This window comes from Flavobacterium endoglycinae (genome assembly GCF_017352115.1).
Taxonomy (GTDB): domain Bacteria; phylum Bacteroidota; class Bacteroidia; order Flavobacteriales; family Flavobacteriaceae; genus Flavobacterium; species Flavobacterium endoglycinae.
Genome location: NZ_CP071448.1, coordinates 3275481 through 3294184, shown reverse-complemented (window position 1 = coordinate 3294184; position 18704 = coordinate 3275481). Strand labels below are relative to the sequence as shown.

General features: G+C 31.7%; 16 protein-coding genes. All 16 read right to left on the bottom strand.

All coding sequences use genetic code 11. The features are described from left to right. Positions 1–12: 12 nt before the first annotated feature. The 16 genes from J0383_RS14530 to J0383_RS14455 are packed head-to-tail and all read right to left on the bottom strand — an operon-like array spanning position 13 to position 18703. The gene (locus J0383_RS14530; RefSeq protein WP_207294732.1) at positions 13–1041 is read right to left on the bottom strand and encodes a glycosyltransferase family 2 protein; all 1029 of its coding nucleotides are present in this window, start codon (positions 1039–1041) and stop codon (positions 13–15) included. Between the two features lie 4 nt (positions 1042–1045). After that, positions 1046–1915 carry a class I SAM-dependent methyltransferase gene (locus J0383_RS14525; RefSeq protein ID WP_207294731.1) on the bottom strand — a complete coding sequence of 290 codons (870 nt, stop codon included), beginning with the start codon at positions 1913–1915 and terminating at the stop codon, positions 1046–1048. 6 nt (positions 1916–1921) lie between these two features. Then, positions 1922–3541, bottom strand: a complete 1620-nt coding sequence (locus J0383_RS14520) for a hypothetical protein (RefSeq protein ID WP_207294730.1) — start codon at positions 3539–3541, stop codon at positions 1922–1924. Between the two features lie 30 nt (positions 3542–3571). After that, positions 3572–5104 carry a glycosyltransferase family 2 protein gene (locus J0383_RS14515; RefSeq protein WP_207294729.1) on the bottom strand — a complete coding sequence of 511 codons (1533 nt, stop codon included), beginning with the start codon at positions 5102–5104 and terminating at the stop codon, positions 3572–3574. Beyond that, positions 5101–6258 (bottom strand): glycosyltransferase family 4 protein, encoded by a 1158-nt coding sequence (locus J0383_RS14510; RefSeq protein WP_207294728.1) that lies wholly within the window; start codon positions 6256–6258, stop codon positions 5101–5103. Before J0383_RS14510 ends, J0383_RS14515 begins: the two co-directional genes overlap by 4 nt. A gap of 1 nt (position 6259) precedes the next feature. Beyond that, on the bottom strand, positions 6260–7141 hold the full coding sequence (locus J0383_RS14505; protein WP_207294727.1) for a hypothetical protein: 882 nt from the start codon (positions 7139–7141) through the stop codon (positions 6260–6262). Continuing rightward, positions 7141–8574 carry an MBOAT family O-acyltransferase gene (locus J0383_RS14500; RefSeq protein WP_207294726.1) on the bottom strand — a complete coding sequence of 478 codons (1434 nt, stop codon included), beginning with the start codon at positions 8572–8574 and terminating at the stop codon, positions 7141–7143. Before J0383_RS14500 ends, J0383_RS14505 begins: the two co-directional genes overlap by 1 nt. Positions 8575–8580: 6 nt before the next feature. Beyond that, entirely contained in the window at positions 8581–9978 is a 1398-nt protein-coding gene (locus J0383_RS14495; RefSeq protein WP_207294725.1) for a glycosyltransferase family protein, read from the bottom strand. A gap of 53 nt (positions 9979–10031) precedes the next feature. Next, a complete protein-coding gene (locus J0383_RS14490; protein ID WP_207294724.1) occupies positions 10032–10907 on the bottom strand; it encodes an N-acetylneuraminate synthase family protein in 876 nt (291 codons plus the stop codon). Continuing rightward, the gene (locus J0383_RS14485) at positions 10894–12057 is read right to left on the bottom strand and encodes an acylneuraminate cytidylyltransferase (protein ID WP_207294723.1); all 1164 of its coding nucleotides are present in this window, start codon (positions 12055–12057) and stop codon (positions 10894–10896) included. Before J0383_RS14485 ends, J0383_RS14490 begins: the two co-directional genes overlap by 14 nt. Before the next feature lie 29 nt (positions 12058–12086). Then, the gene (locus J0383_RS14480) at positions 12087–12992 is read right to left on the bottom strand and encodes a hypothetical protein (RefSeq protein WP_207294722.1); all 906 of its coding nucleotides are present in this window, start codon (positions 12990–12992) and stop codon (positions 12087–12089) included. A 1-nt stretch (position 12993) separates the two neighbouring features. Then, complete coding sequence (locus J0383_RS14475; protein ID WP_207294721.1) at positions 12994–14430, bottom strand: MBOAT family O-acyltransferase; 1437 nt, start codon at positions 14428–14430, stop codon at positions 12994–12996. Positions 14431–14448: 18 nt separating this feature from the next. Further along, a complete protein-coding gene (locus J0383_RS14470; RefSeq protein ID WP_207294720.1) occupies positions 14449–15330 on the bottom strand; it encodes a glycosyltransferase family 2 protein in 882 nt (293 codons plus the stop codon). Further along, positions 15330–16481: a glycosyltransferase family 4 protein gene (locus J0383_RS14465; protein ID WP_239023075.1), complete on the bottom strand. Its 1152-nt coding sequence runs from the start codon at positions 16479–16481 to the stop codon at positions 15330–15332. The genes J0383_RS14470 and J0383_RS14465 overlap by 1 nt, the downstream gene beginning before the upstream one ends. Positions 16482–16494: 13 nt before the next feature. After that, positions 16495–17673 (bottom strand): glycosyltransferase family 4 protein, encoded by a 1179-nt coding sequence (locus J0383_RS14460; RefSeq protein ID WP_207294718.1) that lies wholly within the window; start codon positions 17671–17673, stop codon positions 16495–16497. Between the two features lies 1 nt (position 17674). Then, positions 17675–18703: an acyltransferase family protein gene (locus J0383_RS14455; RefSeq protein WP_207294717.1), complete on the bottom strand. Its 1029-nt coding sequence runs from the start codon at positions 18701–18703 to the stop codon at positions 17675–17677. Position 18704: the final 1 nt, after the last annotated feature.

Sequence of the window (18704 nt, the reverse complement as noted above, 5' to 3'; positions counted from 1 at the left end):
TTTAAATCGTTCCTAAACATTTGTCTTATCTTTAGATGATATAACAGGTTTATTAAAGATCAAACTCCACCAGCCAACGGTTCTTCCTAACGCTTCTGTAAAGGCTGCTTTTTTATTACTTCCTTTTATGGCATTTGTAAAGCGGATAAAAGTCAGCAAAATAGTAATGCAGTTCCATTTTAGATGATCCTGAAAACTTGGTTTTGGTTTCTTCACTCTCCATACATACCAACCGTTTCTTACTACCATTTTTCCATATGAATATTGGTTTGGTCTTCCAGAAGGTGCATGAAAATGTGCCAGTCTTGCCGCTGTATTTACATATAGTTTTCCTTTTTTTGCTACTCTTAAAGTAAAATCGGCATCTTCATAGAGGCCGTAACCTTCAAAATAAGTTGAAAATGAAAGTGTGTCAAAAACAGATTTTTTAAAAGAAGAAACGCCTCCCATTAATTGTTCGACCTGATATGTTTTATTACTTGGAGGTAAAAAGCCAATGCTTCTTCCATGTGAAAAAGTAGGTGAAAATCCCGGCGGACAATTGCTGTCTAGATTTAGTTTTTTTCGTAATACGAATCGGCTTCCGTCAGTACGTTTCCAACCGTCATGACAAAAATCTTTGTTTAACGGGATATAATTATTTCCGATTTTTTCCCATTTTACTTCGTTATTAATGTAGCCTCCTACTCCTAATGCTTCCGGAAAAACCTCATAAGTATGTAATAGATTTTTGAAATAATCGGGTTCTAGAATTACATCATCATCTAAAAAACAAACAATATCTGATTGAGAGTTTACTTTGGAAATTCCAAAATTACGTTGTCTCGTTAATCCTCTGTCTTTGTCGTCTACACGAAAATAATGAAGGTTTTCAAAACTATTTTCTTGCAATACAAGTTCTGTATCGTTATTTGTAGAACCGTCGATAATTAAAATTTCGTGGGGATATAAAGTTTGGTCCTGAACCGATTTTAATAATTTTATCAAAGGTTCAGGACGCATATAAGTACAAATGATTAATGAAAAACGTAAAGTACTCATCGCATTATAATTTTAAAACAACTAAAATATTCCCAGCAGTTAATTCTTCATCTGAGTATTTGCTATAATCCTCATGCAATTTAACTTCTTTGAACATATCGTATTTTTTAGTTCCCGGCTGAAGGCTTTCGTAATCTAAATACAAAACTTCGTAATCGTATTTTTTAAAGATTTCTAAAAACTGCGACAATCTCAAACGATTATGATAATCGTATTTGGTATGGATTTTATTCCATTCTTCTTTACTGTACTGTAAGAAATCCTGAAGAGATAAATTACTGTCGCTATGTTGTCTGAGATCACTAGGAGAAATAAAGTGAATGATATGTGTTCCTTTTTTTAATTGAGATTTCATTCTTCTATGTAAATCGTCAACATCATTTTCATTCATGTGTGACAATACATAACGCGAAAAAACAAAATCAACGTCTGGAAAATCTTTTTCTACAACATTGTATTTTGGCAGATATTCAATTCCTTTAGGAAGACTGTATTTATTTTGAGGATCAGAAACTATTTCAGAATGGTAGATTTTGGAAAAACAATCATTCAGCTCTAAAACGGTTGCTTTTTTAAAATGTTCATTTATATCAATCGTAATTACTTTTCCTGCCTGTAATTTGTACTTAAAAAAATACGGCATTGCAGGAAACCATCCTGAACCAAGTTCAAAAATAGTTTTATTATTCAGGTCAATACGCAAATCCTGTAAAACCTTAGATAATCTAAAATAGGTTGATTCAACACTTTTTAATCGGTTTTCAAGAGTTGATTTATCGAAAAAGCTTTGAATTTTATGATAACAATAATCATCTATTTTATTAGGCAGTGAAGCTAATGTTTTGAATAATATTGTTTTTATTTTATGATTCATTTATTTTTAGGTTACCTGTCGCATTTTTAGGTTTGTATCTGTTTTTAAAAATAAATTTCCGTTTGATTGTATGTCTAACACTATTTTTTCAAAACCAGACCAATATTCAATCAGCTCGGTAAGAGTTGGATTCCAGATTTCTTTGTTTTTAATTTTCGTTCCCAAATATCTAAAATTTTCCGATACTTTTTGATCAATTGTATCAGGAGTACTGAACAATTTACCTTTATGGTATTCCAAAGGAACTGAAAAATAAGTATGCGCAATAAAAACTCCTTTTTCATTTATCAAAGTATTGAGATTATCCTTAGACAAAGATTTCTGGAAATCAAGCATTTCTAATGTTTGAAAAACATAAAATTCTTTTTCGGCGATTCTGTGTTTAAATAAAACAGGAGAATATTTGGCCAATTTATAAGGTTTGTTTTTTGCTTTCTTCCAAAATAAAAATACGGATAGAATGGACAAACTGAGATGGAAAGAATTCTTAGTAAGCGGAATCAGTGATTTTATCTTCTTTTGGTAAACCAATTTTTTAAAATTTCCTGCCGTGTCTTTGTATTTTAGAATTAAGTTTTCATCATTATAATAGTGGAAAATGATATTTTTTATCATTAACTGTAGTCTTTTTACAAATTTCAAATTCTTATTTCCTTTTAAGAAACTTGACAAAGTAAAATGACTACTATTAAATTGATTGATCACTCCTTGTGTTGAAGTTCCTGAATCGATGTAATTCCACAAAGTATTTATGTGTTTTTCTTTCAATATATTAGCGTAATCATCTTCGCTTAAAATGTTATTTTTTATAAGTGAAAAATTATACGGCTGAAATCCATGATCAATCCAAACTTTTATGTTTTCTAGAGGAGGCACAAAGTTTTTAAAATCTACGAAACTTTGCTGGTAATCTTTTATAGACTGCGAAAGCGAATGATAAAACAACTCGTGTCCGTCGTTATCCCATTTTAATAATTCTTCTTTATCATTTTCAAATGAAGCGTTGTCATTTCTTTTAGAAAAATGATTCAAGAAAAAACCTTTTGTGGTTTTTACGTCATTTTCTTTAAAGAATTCTCTTTGCAGTATTAAATTTTCGAGTGTATCAAAATCACAATGATCTGTAAAACAAGCAACGGCTGTAAAAGGAATTTTAGATTTACTAAATTCAAATGCTTCGCTAGCTGGAAATAACAACGCAGGATTTTCAGGAAAAACAAATCTTTTTACAGCTTGTAAAATATGTTTTTCATTATTGTCCTCCAGATAAGTAGCGATAGGTTTTGAAAATTCGGGATTGAAACGCCACAGTAAAACGTTTGTATTTTTTTTATTTACTTCCCAAATTCCCAGATTAATATTGGCTTGAACCAATTGTCCGTTTTGAAGTTTTATAATTTTAGGACAATATTCATTTGCGATTCTGTCTTCATTGCAATTGTTCCATGTGTAATCGTGGTTACGAAACTGAGAAACAGGCGATGAGAATGTAATTTCAATGTCAAAAGCATTTAATTTCAGTAAATCGATAGTACTGAAATCTATATTTATTTTATATTTCTGATTCGGATCAAAAATACAGTTTTGTTTTCCTGAAGTGGTATTTACCGAAATAGACTTGATCAACTTGCATATATTTGAACTCTAATGTAAGAATTATTCCTTTAACTTTTGAGCCCAAAATATACTTGATTTCCACTGTTTACTAAAATTTAACAAATATTGAACTGGATTTCTTAAATGCTGCGCCTTATAGAACTTTATACAAAGAACCGTTTTGTAACCATTAAGCTGTTGAATGCTAAGATTATTAAGCTTTAAAAACATTATGGTTGGCGATGGTTTTGGCTGTACTTCTGCATTCTGCCAAATTAACACAGGCTTAGTACGAAAACCTCCCATTGGCGCTTTTAAGTGGTTAATAACCAAATTGGGGAAATAAATAATATCGAAACCAGCATTGCGCAACTGAAGTCCAAATTCTGTATCTTCTCCATAACCAAACTCCAGACTTTTATTGAAACTGACTTTTTCTAAAGCAGTTGATTTAATAAAGCTGTTTCCTGATCCAAATATCGCAGCTTGACAAATCTTCTTTTCTACTAATTTTTGTCCTGCGATAGGGTAAAATGTTAAAGCGGCCAAACATCCGAAAGATTCAATATTGGCGAATGTCTTTTCGATTAAATCAGATTCAAACCTGTTGTCATCATCATTTAAGAAAACCCACTCGCTTTCAACTTGCACTAAGGCCAGGTTTCTGGCATTGCACGCTCCTGCCTGATGTGTAAAAGTATGTTTGATTGTAAACGGCCAGTTTTTAGTCTGTAGATAATCCAATTCTGAAGTACTGCCTAAAGCGGGATTTTGTTCAATAATAATAACGCTGACAGGAAGATGTGTTTGTTTTGACAAATCTTTTAATACATCATACAAACATTCTTTTCTGCCAATTGTTGGAATAATGACATCAATCGTTTTTTTATCGATAACTTTTTTAACGGAATGAACTTCAATCTTATCCAGCAGGTTTTTTTCGAAAATTCTTCGTTTAAAAAACAGACTTGCCAGAAGCGGAAAAAGAGCAAACTTCCTTTCGTATAAAAATAAATCAAGGAAAAGAAGAAAAATCCAGCGTGTTCTGTAATGTTGTTTTACAAAACGAAATACCAAAAAATTCGTTCTCTTTTTCTTTTGTATAATTTGAGAATGGTCTTTAATTAATGATGGCTCTGAATAACATAAAAGTCCGTTTGGCATTGCTCCTTTTGCCAATGAATGTAGGAAATAGTCAAAATCAGTATCTAAACTGACTTTATTTTGCAATGCATTTACAACTTTCGCATGCACTCCGCCAATATCTGCGCTCATTTGCCAAGTAGGATAGCTGACGTCTTTTTTTACATTTAAAAATGGACTTTCGTCAACATAACCAATTGTTTTGGGCAAAAAATAATCTGCAGATACATTAAAGGAAGCCATTATTTTATCATGATGAAAAATATCTGGAAGTGCAGCATGATTCAGATTTAATTTTAAATCCAATTGGCACCACATGATTAATTGGTCAGGATATTTTTCGGCAGTATCGAATACATTTTCGGCAATATTTTTTTTAGAAAAAGGAATGCTTTCTCCGTTAAATGAAACCTCAACAACTTTATTATTATGATGATAGATTATAATCATTTGTTGCTTGAGTTTATGATTTTAGTATAAAAATCGATATTCTCTTTTACCAGCTTTTTGATATCAAATTTCTCTTCTATTCTTAATCGGGCTTTTTTTCCTATTTCTAAAGTAAGTTCCGGATTGTTGAATAACTGAATTATTCTTTCGGCATACAAATCATGATTCGCAGGATGCACCAAAAATCCGCTTTCTTTATTTATCATTAATTCTTGTGCCCAGCCAATATTGCTGTTTACAACAGCTTTTTGCATTGCCATAGATTCTATGGTTACCATTCCTAAGGTTTCTGCAAAGGTTGGAAACACGCATACATTTGCTTTTTGAATGTAATTTCTAACTTCTTCGTATGGGATTTTGCCTAAATATTGAACGTTTTGAAGATCTTCATTTGAAAATCTTTCCTGTAACAACTGCCATGTTGATGAAGTTCCTGTTTTTACATCATTAGAATCGCCTCCTATCAAAAACAGTTTTGCTTGAGGAAACTGTTTGTGAACTTTGGCGAAAATTTCAGGCAGTTCCAAAACTCCTTTTTTTCTAATCAAAGTTCCAATGTACAAAATCAGGCCTTTTTCATAGATTTCGGGAGATGGATTGGTAAAGTTTTCCAGTTCTAATCCGTAGTGAATGGTTTTTATTTCTTTGTTTTTTATTCCCAAAAGTTCTTTGGAAACCTGACCAGCAAAGGTTGTGGGTGCAATAAATGCTTTTGCTCCATTTATGGCTTTCTTTTCGAACCAAAAGTTTTTTTTCTTTTGTTTTCTGTTTTCTAAATGACAGAAATAAGTATCACTTCCATGAAATCGAATGACAAGCGGAATCTTGAATTTCATAAAAGCGGTAATTCCAGTCCAATCAGCAGCTTCTAAAAGTGCTATCTTTTCTTTTTGAATGATGGAATTGCAATATTTTTCAATATGTTTTCTATGAAAGAACCAACCCAGAAATTTGTATTTTTTTTCTTTTATAAGATGAATCGTAATACCATTTTCAACCATAACTTCTTGTGTTTTTTGACCGTATACAAAAACAGTAACCGTAATTCCTTCTTTGGCTAAAGCGATCGTAAGGTTTTTTACACTTGTACCAATTCCGGCTGCATACGCAACTTTGGCATGTGGAAATTCTGGTGTTAAAAAAGCTATATGCATTTTATTTATTAAAAAAATCTTTTAGAATTCTGGCTGTAAAAATTTTAGCTCCCGTATCATTCATGTGTCCGCAGGATGAAAAGTATTTATTCTCGACTACTACATTTTCGTAATTGTAAATTTCGGGATATTTTTTCTTTACTTTTTCAAAGTAATTCATTCCTTTCACATTTTCGCACATTGGCGTCATTACGGCTATGAAATTAATTTTATTGGCTTTACAAATAGCTTTAATTTCTTCGTAGTATTTGTTGTGTGGCAGCGGATTTAAATTGACAATATTATTTTTCATATTGCCATTTTTATGTTTGACTAACGGATAATATCCTTGATTATCGAGAGCATTTGTTTTTTCGTTCATCAGAATTTTACAAATTTCCCTGAAACCAATTTTACCGTCAAATTTCACATAACGATAAAAAGGGACATAATACAATTCGGTGAAATTTGCCTGTGGTTCAAAATGTTCTTTTATAACTTCTGAATTGTGAATATAGGGCAGAAATTTAGCCGAAATTCCATCCGCTTCTTTATCATTTGAAAGATTTAAATCTGCTTCTAAAATGATGTTTTTAATTTGGTATTTTCTTTCGATCATCAATTTCAGCATCAACGAGGCTTCAAATAAATGTCCACCGCTCATTCCGTAATTAAAGGTTTTTAGTCCTTTTTCTTCAAACATTTCAGAGACAAAATGATTGTTTGCACGTGATGATCCTAAAATGACAACATCGTAATTTTGAGGTTTTGAGTTTACGACTGTTTCAATTTTTCCCCTATTTTGAGATTTAAAAAAAACAGCTGTATAAAGTCCGTCAAGCACCACGGCAATCAAAACCGTAATTACAAGGATTTTGAGTATATAAATTAAAAACCTTTTCATTAAAATTGAAAGTATATAAATTCTTTATAATCAGAAAAAGTTCCGAAAGCGATTATGGCGGCGATCGCCAATGCTATTTTCAACATGCTTTTTTTCCCTGATAAAGGTTCAACTTTAGCACGATTGTTCCATTCAACGACTGTGAATAAAAGGACTAGAAGAATAAGTTCGTAATTGTATCTTTCGTTATCGAGATATTGAAAACTGAAATCTCGGTCTAAAACAATTCGTTTTAAATATAAAACAGCATCTGTTATTGTTTTTGCTCTAAAAAATACCCAGGCAATACAGGTAATACTAAAAGTGGTAAGAATGCTGAAAATTACTTTTATTGAATCGAAATTCCATTTCAGCACAATGGTATCCATGTTATTTCTGTTTTTGTTGGATAAAAGTAACGGAAGAAAATAAACGGCATTGATAAATCCCCATGCAATGTAAGTCCAATTCGCTCCGTGCCAAAAACCACTTACCACAAAAATGATAAAGGTGTTTCTGATTTTCATCCAAAGTCCGCCTTTGCTTCCTCCTAACGGAATGTACAAATAATCACGAAACCATGATGAAAGCGAAATATGCCAGCGACGCCAGAATTCTGCAATATCTCTAGAAAAATACGGATAGTTGAAGTTTCTCAACAAATCCAATCCGAATAATTTGGATGTTCCTAAAGCAATATCCGAATATCCTGAGAAGTCTCCATAAATTTGAAAAGCAAAATAAATGGCTCCTAATATGAGCGAAAAAGAATTCATTGACGGATAATGATCAAAAACAGCATTGGCGTACGCCGCACAGGTATCTGCAATAACCACTTTTTTTACTAATCCCCAAACAATCAGGCAAACACCTTCTTTTGCTTTTTCAAAATCGAAGTCTCGTTTTACTTTAACTTGTGGCAGCAAATGTGTTGCTCTTTCTATTGGACCGGCAACCAATAACGGAAAATAACTCACAAACAAGGAATAATCAATAAAATTATATTCGGCTTTGATGCGTTTGTAATAGATATCGATCACATACGACAATCCGTGAAATGTGTAAAAGGAGATTCCAACTGGAAGAATAACATCTAATAAAATTGGACTTACTTTGAAACCTAATCCACTGAATAATTCTGCAAATGATGCCGCGAAGAAATTATAATATTTAAAGACTCCCAGAAATCCTAAATTGGCACCAATACTAAGCCAAAACCAAAATTTCTGGCTTTTTTCGGATTTGCCTTTTTCGATTTGAATTCCGGTGTAATAATCTAGGAATGTAGAAAATACAAGCAAAAATAAAAATCTCCAGTCCCAGCAGGAATAAAAATAATAACTCGCAATTATTAATAATGCGTTTTGAGAGCTTTTGGTTTTATTGAAAACAAACCAATACAAGAAAAAAACGATTGGTAAAAAAATAGCAAATGCTATTGAATTAAAAAACATAGATTTTTATTGTTTTAAAATAGCTGTTATTCCTTCCCATATTTTTGCAGAGGCAAGCGTAGGATTAGGTCCAACGATAGTTTCAAACCATTTTTTACCTTCGGAAACATTTGATATTTTTCCGTCTATAATATCTTTTACGATCTGAGTTAAGTCAGCTTTATTTCTAACCCATAATGCGGCTTCTTTAGACGGCATTGATCTAAAATGGATATAGTGATAATTCTGTCCAATGTCTCTGATTCCTTTTTTAAGCTGCGGTTGTTCGTAATCAAAAAACAGACAAGATTTGTCATGAGCCACAAAATCAAAAACCATTGATGATGCAATGTTTCCAACAAATTCGGTGTGTTCGCAGATATTGGCTTGAAGTGCAAAATCTTCTTTGGTTGGCATTATTTCATTCCAGCTTTGTCCAACAGGACTCCAAAGCGGATCGATATTTACAATGACATCTTTGTATTTTTCAAGAACAGCGTCGTATCGGTCAGTGAAATCAACTGGACATTTTCTGTAAATTATTCCTAATGAATATCCTTGTTTATTTAATTCTCGTACAGATACAGCAAGATCTTCTAAATAATATTGATCTAAGGGCGAAGTTACTATATCGTCTCCAGAATAACAGATGTATCGCACATTGCTATCCAGTTTGTGTTTTTTATAGAAATCTTCTTTACTTTCTAAAAGTGTAGTATCAAAGTGACTTTCGAATTGTGGAGTTCCTGTTACAAAAACTTGATTTTCATTTACGTATGGGCAGTACATCAGTACTTCTTTTTTCATGTGTTCGCTCCATACAAAGTAATAATCTGTTTCGACTAATGTGGTTGCTTTGGGCAGATTATCCCATGAAAAAATAAATGTTGCTGTTGGAATTCCTAAATCTTGAGCTGCTAAAATTGGAGCAATTGCTTGTGTAGGACGTTGATTTGTACAAAATACAAAATCGGGTCTGTGCAGTTCAAGTTGTTTTTTACAATCTAGATATTTTGTGGTTGAACGTTCTCCTTTTTTAATTTTTTCACGAACGAATTTTATTCCTTTTTCGTTAGATCCAAAAGCAGTGAGCGTATCAACCATTAGACTTTTAAAGGCATTTTTTAATCCCTTATAAGAATGTGGAAAATTATAGGTATTGTAAACCGTTTCATTGAACTTTTTATCGAAAAAATTCAATTCCATGCGTTTACGTGCTCGTGTATAAACTGTCGTTAACGGGTGCAAAGATGTATTTTGGATTTTAACTTCTTTAAATCCAATTTTTTCTGTTATCGAAAAAGGAGTATTATTCCAATAAGTAATATCAAATCCTGCGCTTTCTCCAATGTTTTTGAATTCTGTTAAAGCAAAATTTCGAAGTCCGACACCATCTGGCAGGAAAATAAATATATTTTTTTTCATCTTTTAATTACAAACAATGTTATGCATTACCGCAGCAACAGTACTTTGAGGTTTTATACTTTTTTATTTTTTAATTTATCTCTTTGGATTTGTTCGATTGGCAGGATTTCAGAAGCTTTAAATGTCAATGCCTGATATACTGCATTAAGGTCACGAGTTAGCTTTCGCAATCCCATTGGCTCAAGCGAAGCTGCATGGTCTGTCCCTTTCCAGGTTCTGTCTAGAGTATAATGTCTTTCGATAATATGTGCTCCCAGTGTATAAGCTGCAATGTCTACAGCAATTCCTAAATGATGCCCAGAAAAACCAATATGTTTTACTTTATCTTGGTATTTCTGTTTTAACAGATTAATATCTAAAAGACAAACATCTTCAAAAGGAACTGGATATCCAGATGTACAGTTGTACAATACTAGATCTTTATTTCTTCCTTTTTCTGTAAAATAGTTTACTAAAATATCGGTTTCATCTTTGGTTGTCATTCCTGTTGAAATATGAATTTCTCCAGAATAATTTTCACAAAGCCATCCTAACATATCAAAATTGTTATTGCAAGCCGAAGGAATTTTTATGAATTCAGGATTTAAGGAAGCAATTTCTTTTGCTGATGTTGTATCCCAAACTGACGTTGAATATACAATTCCGATTTCTTCGCAATATTCTTTTAGCTCTTTGTGCTGATCAACATTGAATTCTAAAAATTCTCTGTGCTCACCATACGTGTCTCCATAAGAATTTGCCGAATTTGGATGCGGAGCATGGTACTGTTCTTCGGTAAGAAGTTCTTTATTGTTACGTTTTTGAAATTTGACTGCATCAGCATTTCCAAAGATCTTTGCAATTTTAATCAATTCTTTGGCTATTGTCATTTCGCCTTTATGATTACATCCAATTTCTGCAATCACATAAGGTTTATTATAATCTTTCATAACGTTTATTATACTTTAATAAAATTTCACAAGTTTCTCTAATTGCTCCTTCTCCAGAAGCATTGGTTAAGATGTAATCTGCATTTGCTTTTACAGCTTCTACAGCATCAGCAGGTGTAAATGACCATCCTACGCTGCAAATATTTGCCAAATCATTTACATCGTCACCTACGTACGCAACGGCGCCAAAACTACTATTTCTATCTAAAAGAAATTGCGTTAAAAATGAAAACTTATCTTTTACCCCTAAAAAAGTGTGTTTTATTTGCAATTTCTTCATTCGCTGGGCGACTAATTCAGAATTTTCTGAGGTCAATACAATAACCTCAACTTTATTTTGTCTTAGAATTTCCAGTCCCATTCCGTCTCGCATATTAAACTTTTTAGCCATCTCGCCTTCCGCATTGTAATATACACAACCGTCTGTAAAAACGCCGTCGACGTCTAAAACTAAATAATCAATTCGCTGGTGTTGTTTTGTTTTTTTCTGGCGTTCAGCAAGCAGGTTTTCTACAATTTCCCAATCGGTTAAACTATCGATTTCTACAAGCGATTCTTCTGGCATTTTTACCAAACCTATCGAACCGCTAACTCTATTGTGTGATGTTTTAAATGCTTCTTTGGTTGTGACATAAACAGCTCCGTTTTCGATTAACAGACCCTCAAAATCTTGTCTGCGGGGACGTTTAAAAACATCATAATTTTGTGGAGTTCCATCGGCATTCCAAATAAAACGATGTGTATTGACTACTGTTAAGGCAGAAGTTTTTTGATTTTTGAGAACTTCATCTAAAGTGGCATTAATATCCTGAGAAGTTGTTAGAGGCGAAGTTGCTTGTAATAAACACAGAATATCAAAATTACCTATACTTTCTGCAAATTCTATCATAGCACTTTCAGTTGATGCCGTATCTGAAGCATTGTGATCGTTTCGTAATAATGCTTTCACTTTTGGCGTCCAATGATATTCCCGATTAACAAAATCAATTATTTCCTGATCATCGGTAAATATGTAAACCTCATCCAATTCCGAAAAAACAGCCGCTGTCAGCACCCACGAAAAAAGCGGACGACCCAGCATTTTCTTTTTGTTTTTCCCCGGAATTCCTTTAGAGTTTTTTCGTAACGGAATTATAGCTGTTTTTTTCATTGTAACCTGCTTAACTTGTTTGGAATTAATTATTTGTTCAAATTTATAAATTTGCTCAATTCTGCTGTAAATATCTTTGCGCCTTTTATATTTAAATGGGACTGATCATAGAAATAAGAATTGTTTTTGTATCTCATGTCTGCTGTATCGTAAACAAAAAATGCGTTATCAGAATGAGTCATAGATTTGATTCTATTTTCTAAAGCAGGATCATAAGTCCTGAAATTTGGCGCAAAACAATAAATAATCTTAATTTTACTTTGCTTGCAAATATCCTGAAATTCGAGAAATTCTTTTCTTTTACTTTCTAATTCTTTTTCTATTGGATATGATTCTTTTTCGGCATTAAAAATTAAATCTCTTTTAGATAATTCTTCTTTTAACGGCATTGAACCACATGGCAGTAATGTATTTTCTTTTGCTAGTTTCTTTTTTGTAAAAGTTAAATAGCTTTTATTTATTCTTGCCAAACAGAAGAACCATGATAATCGACTTCTGTCATTTTGATTAATAAGTTCTTGATTAATATAGTTGTATTTTACCAAAGGATGAAGTCGGTCTACTCTAAAGGTAAGTGTTTTTTCGTCTATAAATTCATAAGGATTATCTACTGATAATATTATGATTTCAGGCTTCTTATTATATTTTAATAATGTTTTGAGCAAAAACACATGAAACTGAATATTCGATCCGATATAAGAAATGTTATAAGCGCTTTTACCCGTTTCTTTTTCAATTTGACCAGCTATAATATTATCAGCTCCTCGTGAGGATCCCATTACAATTATTTCTTTATTGATCTTTCCTTGTATAAGCTGTTCTAACCTTTTGTCTGTTTCCAGCTCTGGAGCTGTTACCAAAAAGACATAAAATAATTTATCTACGGTAAAGAAGATTACACCAAATATTAGAATTCTAATTAAAAACTTTTTCATACTAAAATTGGAAATAAATAAATTCTTGTTCCTGAGTTCCGAAAAGAAAAATGACAATTAAAAGTACACTATAAAGCGTCCATCTAAAAATACGGTGATATTGAAACCCCATTTTTTCTAATGCATATTTGTTTCTTCGGCCAAGCCATTCCATAATCATGAATATGATTATTAATGAAATAACATCTCGTGGTCTTAAATCAGGAATTGAGAACAAGGATTTAGAAAAGATTCCAGATATATATTGAAATGCATGATGAATGTTATTGGCTCTAAAAAAAATCCATGCAAATACAGTTAGCCCAAAAGTAATTAGAACTAGAAAAATTTCTCTAAATGATGGCCAATTCGATTTGTAAGCAATTATTTCGAGGTGATCTCTGTTTTTATTAAAGATGAGTAAGGGTAAAAAATATATCGCATTGAGTAATCCCCAAATTATAAACGTCCAATTTGCCCCATGCCAAAAACCACTGACAAGAAAAACGATAAAAGTATTTCTAATTTGAACCCATTTTCCTCCACGGCTTCCTCCAAGCGGAATGTATAAATAATCCTTGAACCATGTGGTTAAGGAAATGTGCCATCGTCTCCAAAATTCGGCTATATCTCTTGAGAAATATGGAAATGAGAAATTCTGCAGCAATTCAATTCCAAATAATCGGGATGTACCTAATGCAATATCTGAATATCCAGAAAAATCGCCATAAATCTGAAAAGCAAAAAACACAGCTCCCATCACTAAAGTACTTCCTGAATAATGGGCTGAGTCGTTAAAAATCATATTGGCATAAACGGCACAATTATCTGCTATTACAATTTTCTTGAATAATCCCCAGAGAATTTGTCTTAATCCATCTGCTGCTTGATCATAGTTAAAAATTCTTTTCTTTTTTATTTGAGGCAGAAGATGTGTTGCACGTTCTATAGGTCCGGCTACTAACAAAGGGAAATAAGAAACAAAAACCGCATAATCGATAAAATTTTTCTCGGCATTGATTCTTTTTTTATAGATATCAATTACATATGATAAACCGTGAAAAGTATAAAAAGAAATTCCGATAGGCAAAATCACTTTTAATGACCACATATTGACTTGAAACCCAAAAACAGATATTAAGTCTTTTAGTGAGTCAGCAAAAAAATTGAAATATTTAAAAACTCCTAAAAATCCGAGATTGATTGTAATACTGAGCCAAAACCAAAATTTTCTTTCATTGGGATTATTGCTTTTCTCAATTTGTATTCCAGAAAAATAATCTAATAAAGTAGAAAAAATAAGGAGAAACACAAAACGCCAATCCCAGCAAGAATAAAAGAAATAACTTGAAATGAGTAAGAGAGCATTTTGAATTTTTAAATTTTTATTGGTTACAAACCAGTACAATATAAAAACGACAGGTAGAAATAAAGCAAAATTAAAGGAATTAAATAGCATTCTTGTTTCCTCTTTGGGTTAGTATTTAATACTGTTTAATGATTTGATTTTTAATATGGTCTCACGAGAAACCGGTTTTCTGAATTTTAAAATTTTTGGCAGATTTACAAAAACAGTAAAATTAGATTTTAAGAACAGAACAAAGCATTTTTTGTCTGTAAGTGCGTATTTTTTGAAATTATGAAACATTAGTTTCGCAATCTTCAAAAATGGATTAGGATAATAAACCAGATAATAGTAAGCGGCATTTTTGAGTTGCTTTTCAAATCTAAAATAATTTCGTCCCAGTGCAAGTCTTTGTTTTCTGTCGACTCTGTGGTTTACTATTATTTCGTTATTGTATACAATATCATATCCTAAATCGATAACTTCAATGGTAAGACAAGATTCTTCTCCGTAAATATCAATCCAGACTGGAAATCCTCTGGTTTCTTTATACACTTTATTTTTAATAGCAAAACCACAACCAATAAAATCGTTGGTTATATATTTTTTATTTTCTGGTTCTCTAGCCTGCAAAGCTTCTCTATCATTTAAGAATATGCCTTTTATTTCCTGAAATGCAATTATTCCTGCTTTTGGATTTTCTAAAAAGGTGTTTTCAATTTTAAGAATGAAATCAGTATTTAAAAGATGCGCATCGTCATCCAATCCAATTAAAATTTCTCCTTTTGCTTTTGGGTACAATGCATTTCGTGCTGGAGAAGCTCCAATGCTTTTTTCTGTAAATGACCATTGAACCTGATCATATTTAGAAATTAATTCTTGTGTTTGAGGGCATCCATCGATAAAAACCAATATTTCATGCTGAGTCAAATCTAGTACATTTAGTAACTTATTTAGGGTTATTTCTAATTCTTTGGCTCTATTTTTTGTTACGATTACTATCGATAGTTTCATTATTTGGTATTGTTTTTAGATGAAAGAACATCTGTATATAATTGAAGTATTTCTTCTTTCAACTTTTTTCTATTGTATTTATCGGCAATGAATTTTGTATTGTACTCTTGCGCTGTTTTTCTTAATTCTGTATTACTAACTGCACTTTCAATTAGTTTCGCAATTGCAGTCGTATCTAAAGGATCGTTTATTAAATAACCGTTAATACCATTTTCCAAAACTTCTTCGGCAACTTTTCCAGGATTTGATTGTATAGGAAATGCTCCCATTCCCATGGCTTCTAATAAAACATTGGGCATACCATCAGAAATACTATTTGCTATGTGAATAATACTGTTTCCCATTAATTTTAGAAGTTCTGCATTTGAAATAAAACCATGACGATCAATGATTTTTATTTCAAAAGAGTTGAAATGTTCCGATTCTTCAATTCGTTTTTTTACAACGGTGTCTGTGCTGTACACTATTATTTTAAACTTTTTAATTACGTCTACCGGAACTAGTTCTAAAGCCTCAATAATTTTTATTGCTTTTCCTATTTCGTCATCGTAGCCCTTAATTAAAATATTCTCTCTCTCATTTACATTTTTGATGAATTCTTTTTCGAGAGTAATTCCTCCGTTTCCCGGAAAAACTCCTAAAAAAGTATTTTTAAAATCGTTTTGCAAGGCGATTTCATAATCTCTTCGGCAATCTGTAATTAAATAATCCGTTCGCGTTAAAAATTGCTGCACTTCGTCTTTTGTCAATCCAAGCTGATTGTAAAAATATAAGTCGCTCCCCCAAGATGAATATATCAGTTTTATATTTGGATATTGCTCAATAATAGGCAATATAGGCAAACCGGCTAATTTCATTTCAAAGCAATGTACAATATCGGGCTGAAATTCATTTAAGATTTTTCGAAAAACTTCCTGAACATTTCGTTCATTATATTTTTGGATAAAGCGATATAGACTTGGAAATTTATTTTTAATCGTATGTCGAAAAGGATAATCAAAACGGAGTTTCCAGCCTTTTATCTGATTAACCCATTTTATTCTCTCTACTTTTGGGCCTCCATCTGTTATATCAAACCAGCATACTTCATGACCAGAATTTTCCAATTGGTTTACCCATTGAAAAAAATGATGATTTGGTATTGCTGTCATTAGGATTCTCATTTTACGACAACAAGATTTTTTGATAGGATGTATTAAATTTTTCTATTCCGAAATGTTTTTGTGCATATTCAAAACATTGTTTTGACAGCAAATTCCGTTCTTCAGAATTGCCAATAAGCTTTTCAATTGATTCGCAAAAAGCAATAGCCATTTTGTTTTCATCAGTTTCATGAATCAAAATACCATTAAAACCAGAAGTGATATGCTCTCTAATTCCTTCTAAATTAGTTGAAACCGGTATTACACCATGTGACATTCCTTCCATGATTACCATAGGAAATCCTTCGTAAACAGATGGTATGATTATAAAATTAAGAGCGGCATACAATTCGTCTAACTGTTCTTTATTTGTGATTTCGCCTAAAAATTCTACTCCGGCATTTGTAATTAAATCCAGATTGCTTTTCATTCCGGTTCCAGCCATTACAAATGATATAAAAGAATATTTTGACTGGATTTGTCTGGCTATTTCTAAGAAAATCTCAGGTCTTTTTTCAGCAGACCATCTGCCGATAAATCCAATGCGAATGTTAGGATTATCTTTTGTTTTAAATTCAGAATTTGGCAATTCAATTCCGTTATGGATCACTTTTATCTTATCAGCATAAATAGCATCAATTTTATTTTTGATATAAAAATTGATGATATCATTTTTAGCGGCATCATTGATCACAATTCGATTATCGATGTATTTCGCTGAATATATTAAATCTGTTTCGCGTTCGTCATTTTCGGAGAAACTATGAAATAAATCGTTTCTTGAAATTTTCTCACTTATTTTGGATATTATTTTGTAGAAGTATATCGAATTGCATCCAAAAACGGTTTTACAATTAGCAGATTGATTAATGTTTTTGTAAATACTTTTCATTAGCCATTTGTTGACCAAATCGTTTTTTTTATTTAGAATAGGATTTATTTCTATGCATTCAGCATTTTCTGTAAACTCTTTATAAAAATTAGTGGTTGCTGAATGCACTGTAAAAATAACACAGACGTTTTTGGAACTAATGGCTTTTACAATGTTTAAATGTACTTTTTCTGCACCACCTGTTTTATAAAATGGGAAAAAGCATACTACTTCTGCGTTTTTAATCTTTTTAAGATCAAAGATTAAAAACTTCAAAAGATTCCAAACGGCAAGCAGGGAATAAACTATTTTTTTTACAGCTTTCTTCATTTTATGCTGTTTTGATTCTTTTATATCGCAATGCTTTTTTCTCAATACAATGCCATGATAGATAGCCAAATACTATTGAAAGAACTACTGATGAAAACAGTAAAGTATAGGTATCCATCTTAAAAAAATACATTAAAGTCTGCTGTATAGGAAAACTGTATATGTAAATTCCATAGGAAGCATCTCCTGTTTTTCCGAAATTATTTATGAATTTCAATGGTATAAAACCAACCAATAAAACTACTATTGGAAAAATGAAATGTTTCGTTTTTTCATAAATTCCAAAATACAAAGACAATAATAGAAGTAGTAATAACACTCCTAAAATCACTTGTTTATTTTTCAGATTCTGTAATTTCAATGAGGCCAAAACGCTTCCAGCAATAAAAAATGTTCCTAAATTTAAAACATGAACGCCTTGAAATCCAAACAATTCGGCATTTCCAAATCTCTTTAAACAAAAATTGTAAAGAAAAACAAAAAGGATAAAAACAGCCGAAAGCATTATCATTTTTATTTTTCTATTATTTCTAAAAAAGAATAAAAATGCCAGAACGACATACAATGTAAATTCATACCGAATTGTCCATAAAGAACCATTTATAGCATGATACGGATTTTGATCGAAAACTCCTTTTATACCCGACTGAAATCCGTATAAAGTAAGATTGAAAGGCAGATAGGTATATACTTCTTTGTTTTTTAGAAAAGTAATATTTCCATTATAAACAAACGGAGCCAGAAGGACCGAAAAAAGCAAAACAAAAAATAAGGCTGGAAAAAGTCTTAAAAATCTCTTTTTGAAATATTCTTTCAGATTACTGCTTCTTTCAAGACTTTGGAATATAAAAAAACCGCTGATTATAAAAAAACCACTTAAGCCTATTTGGGCTAGAACAATTTGTCCATTGGTAATTTCATAAATCCATTGTTTGGTTTCATTGCTGCCAGACAATGGAAAAGAGTGAGACACAACTACTAGAATTGCAAACAAAAAACGTAAAAAGTCAAAATTATTATTTTTGGTCATT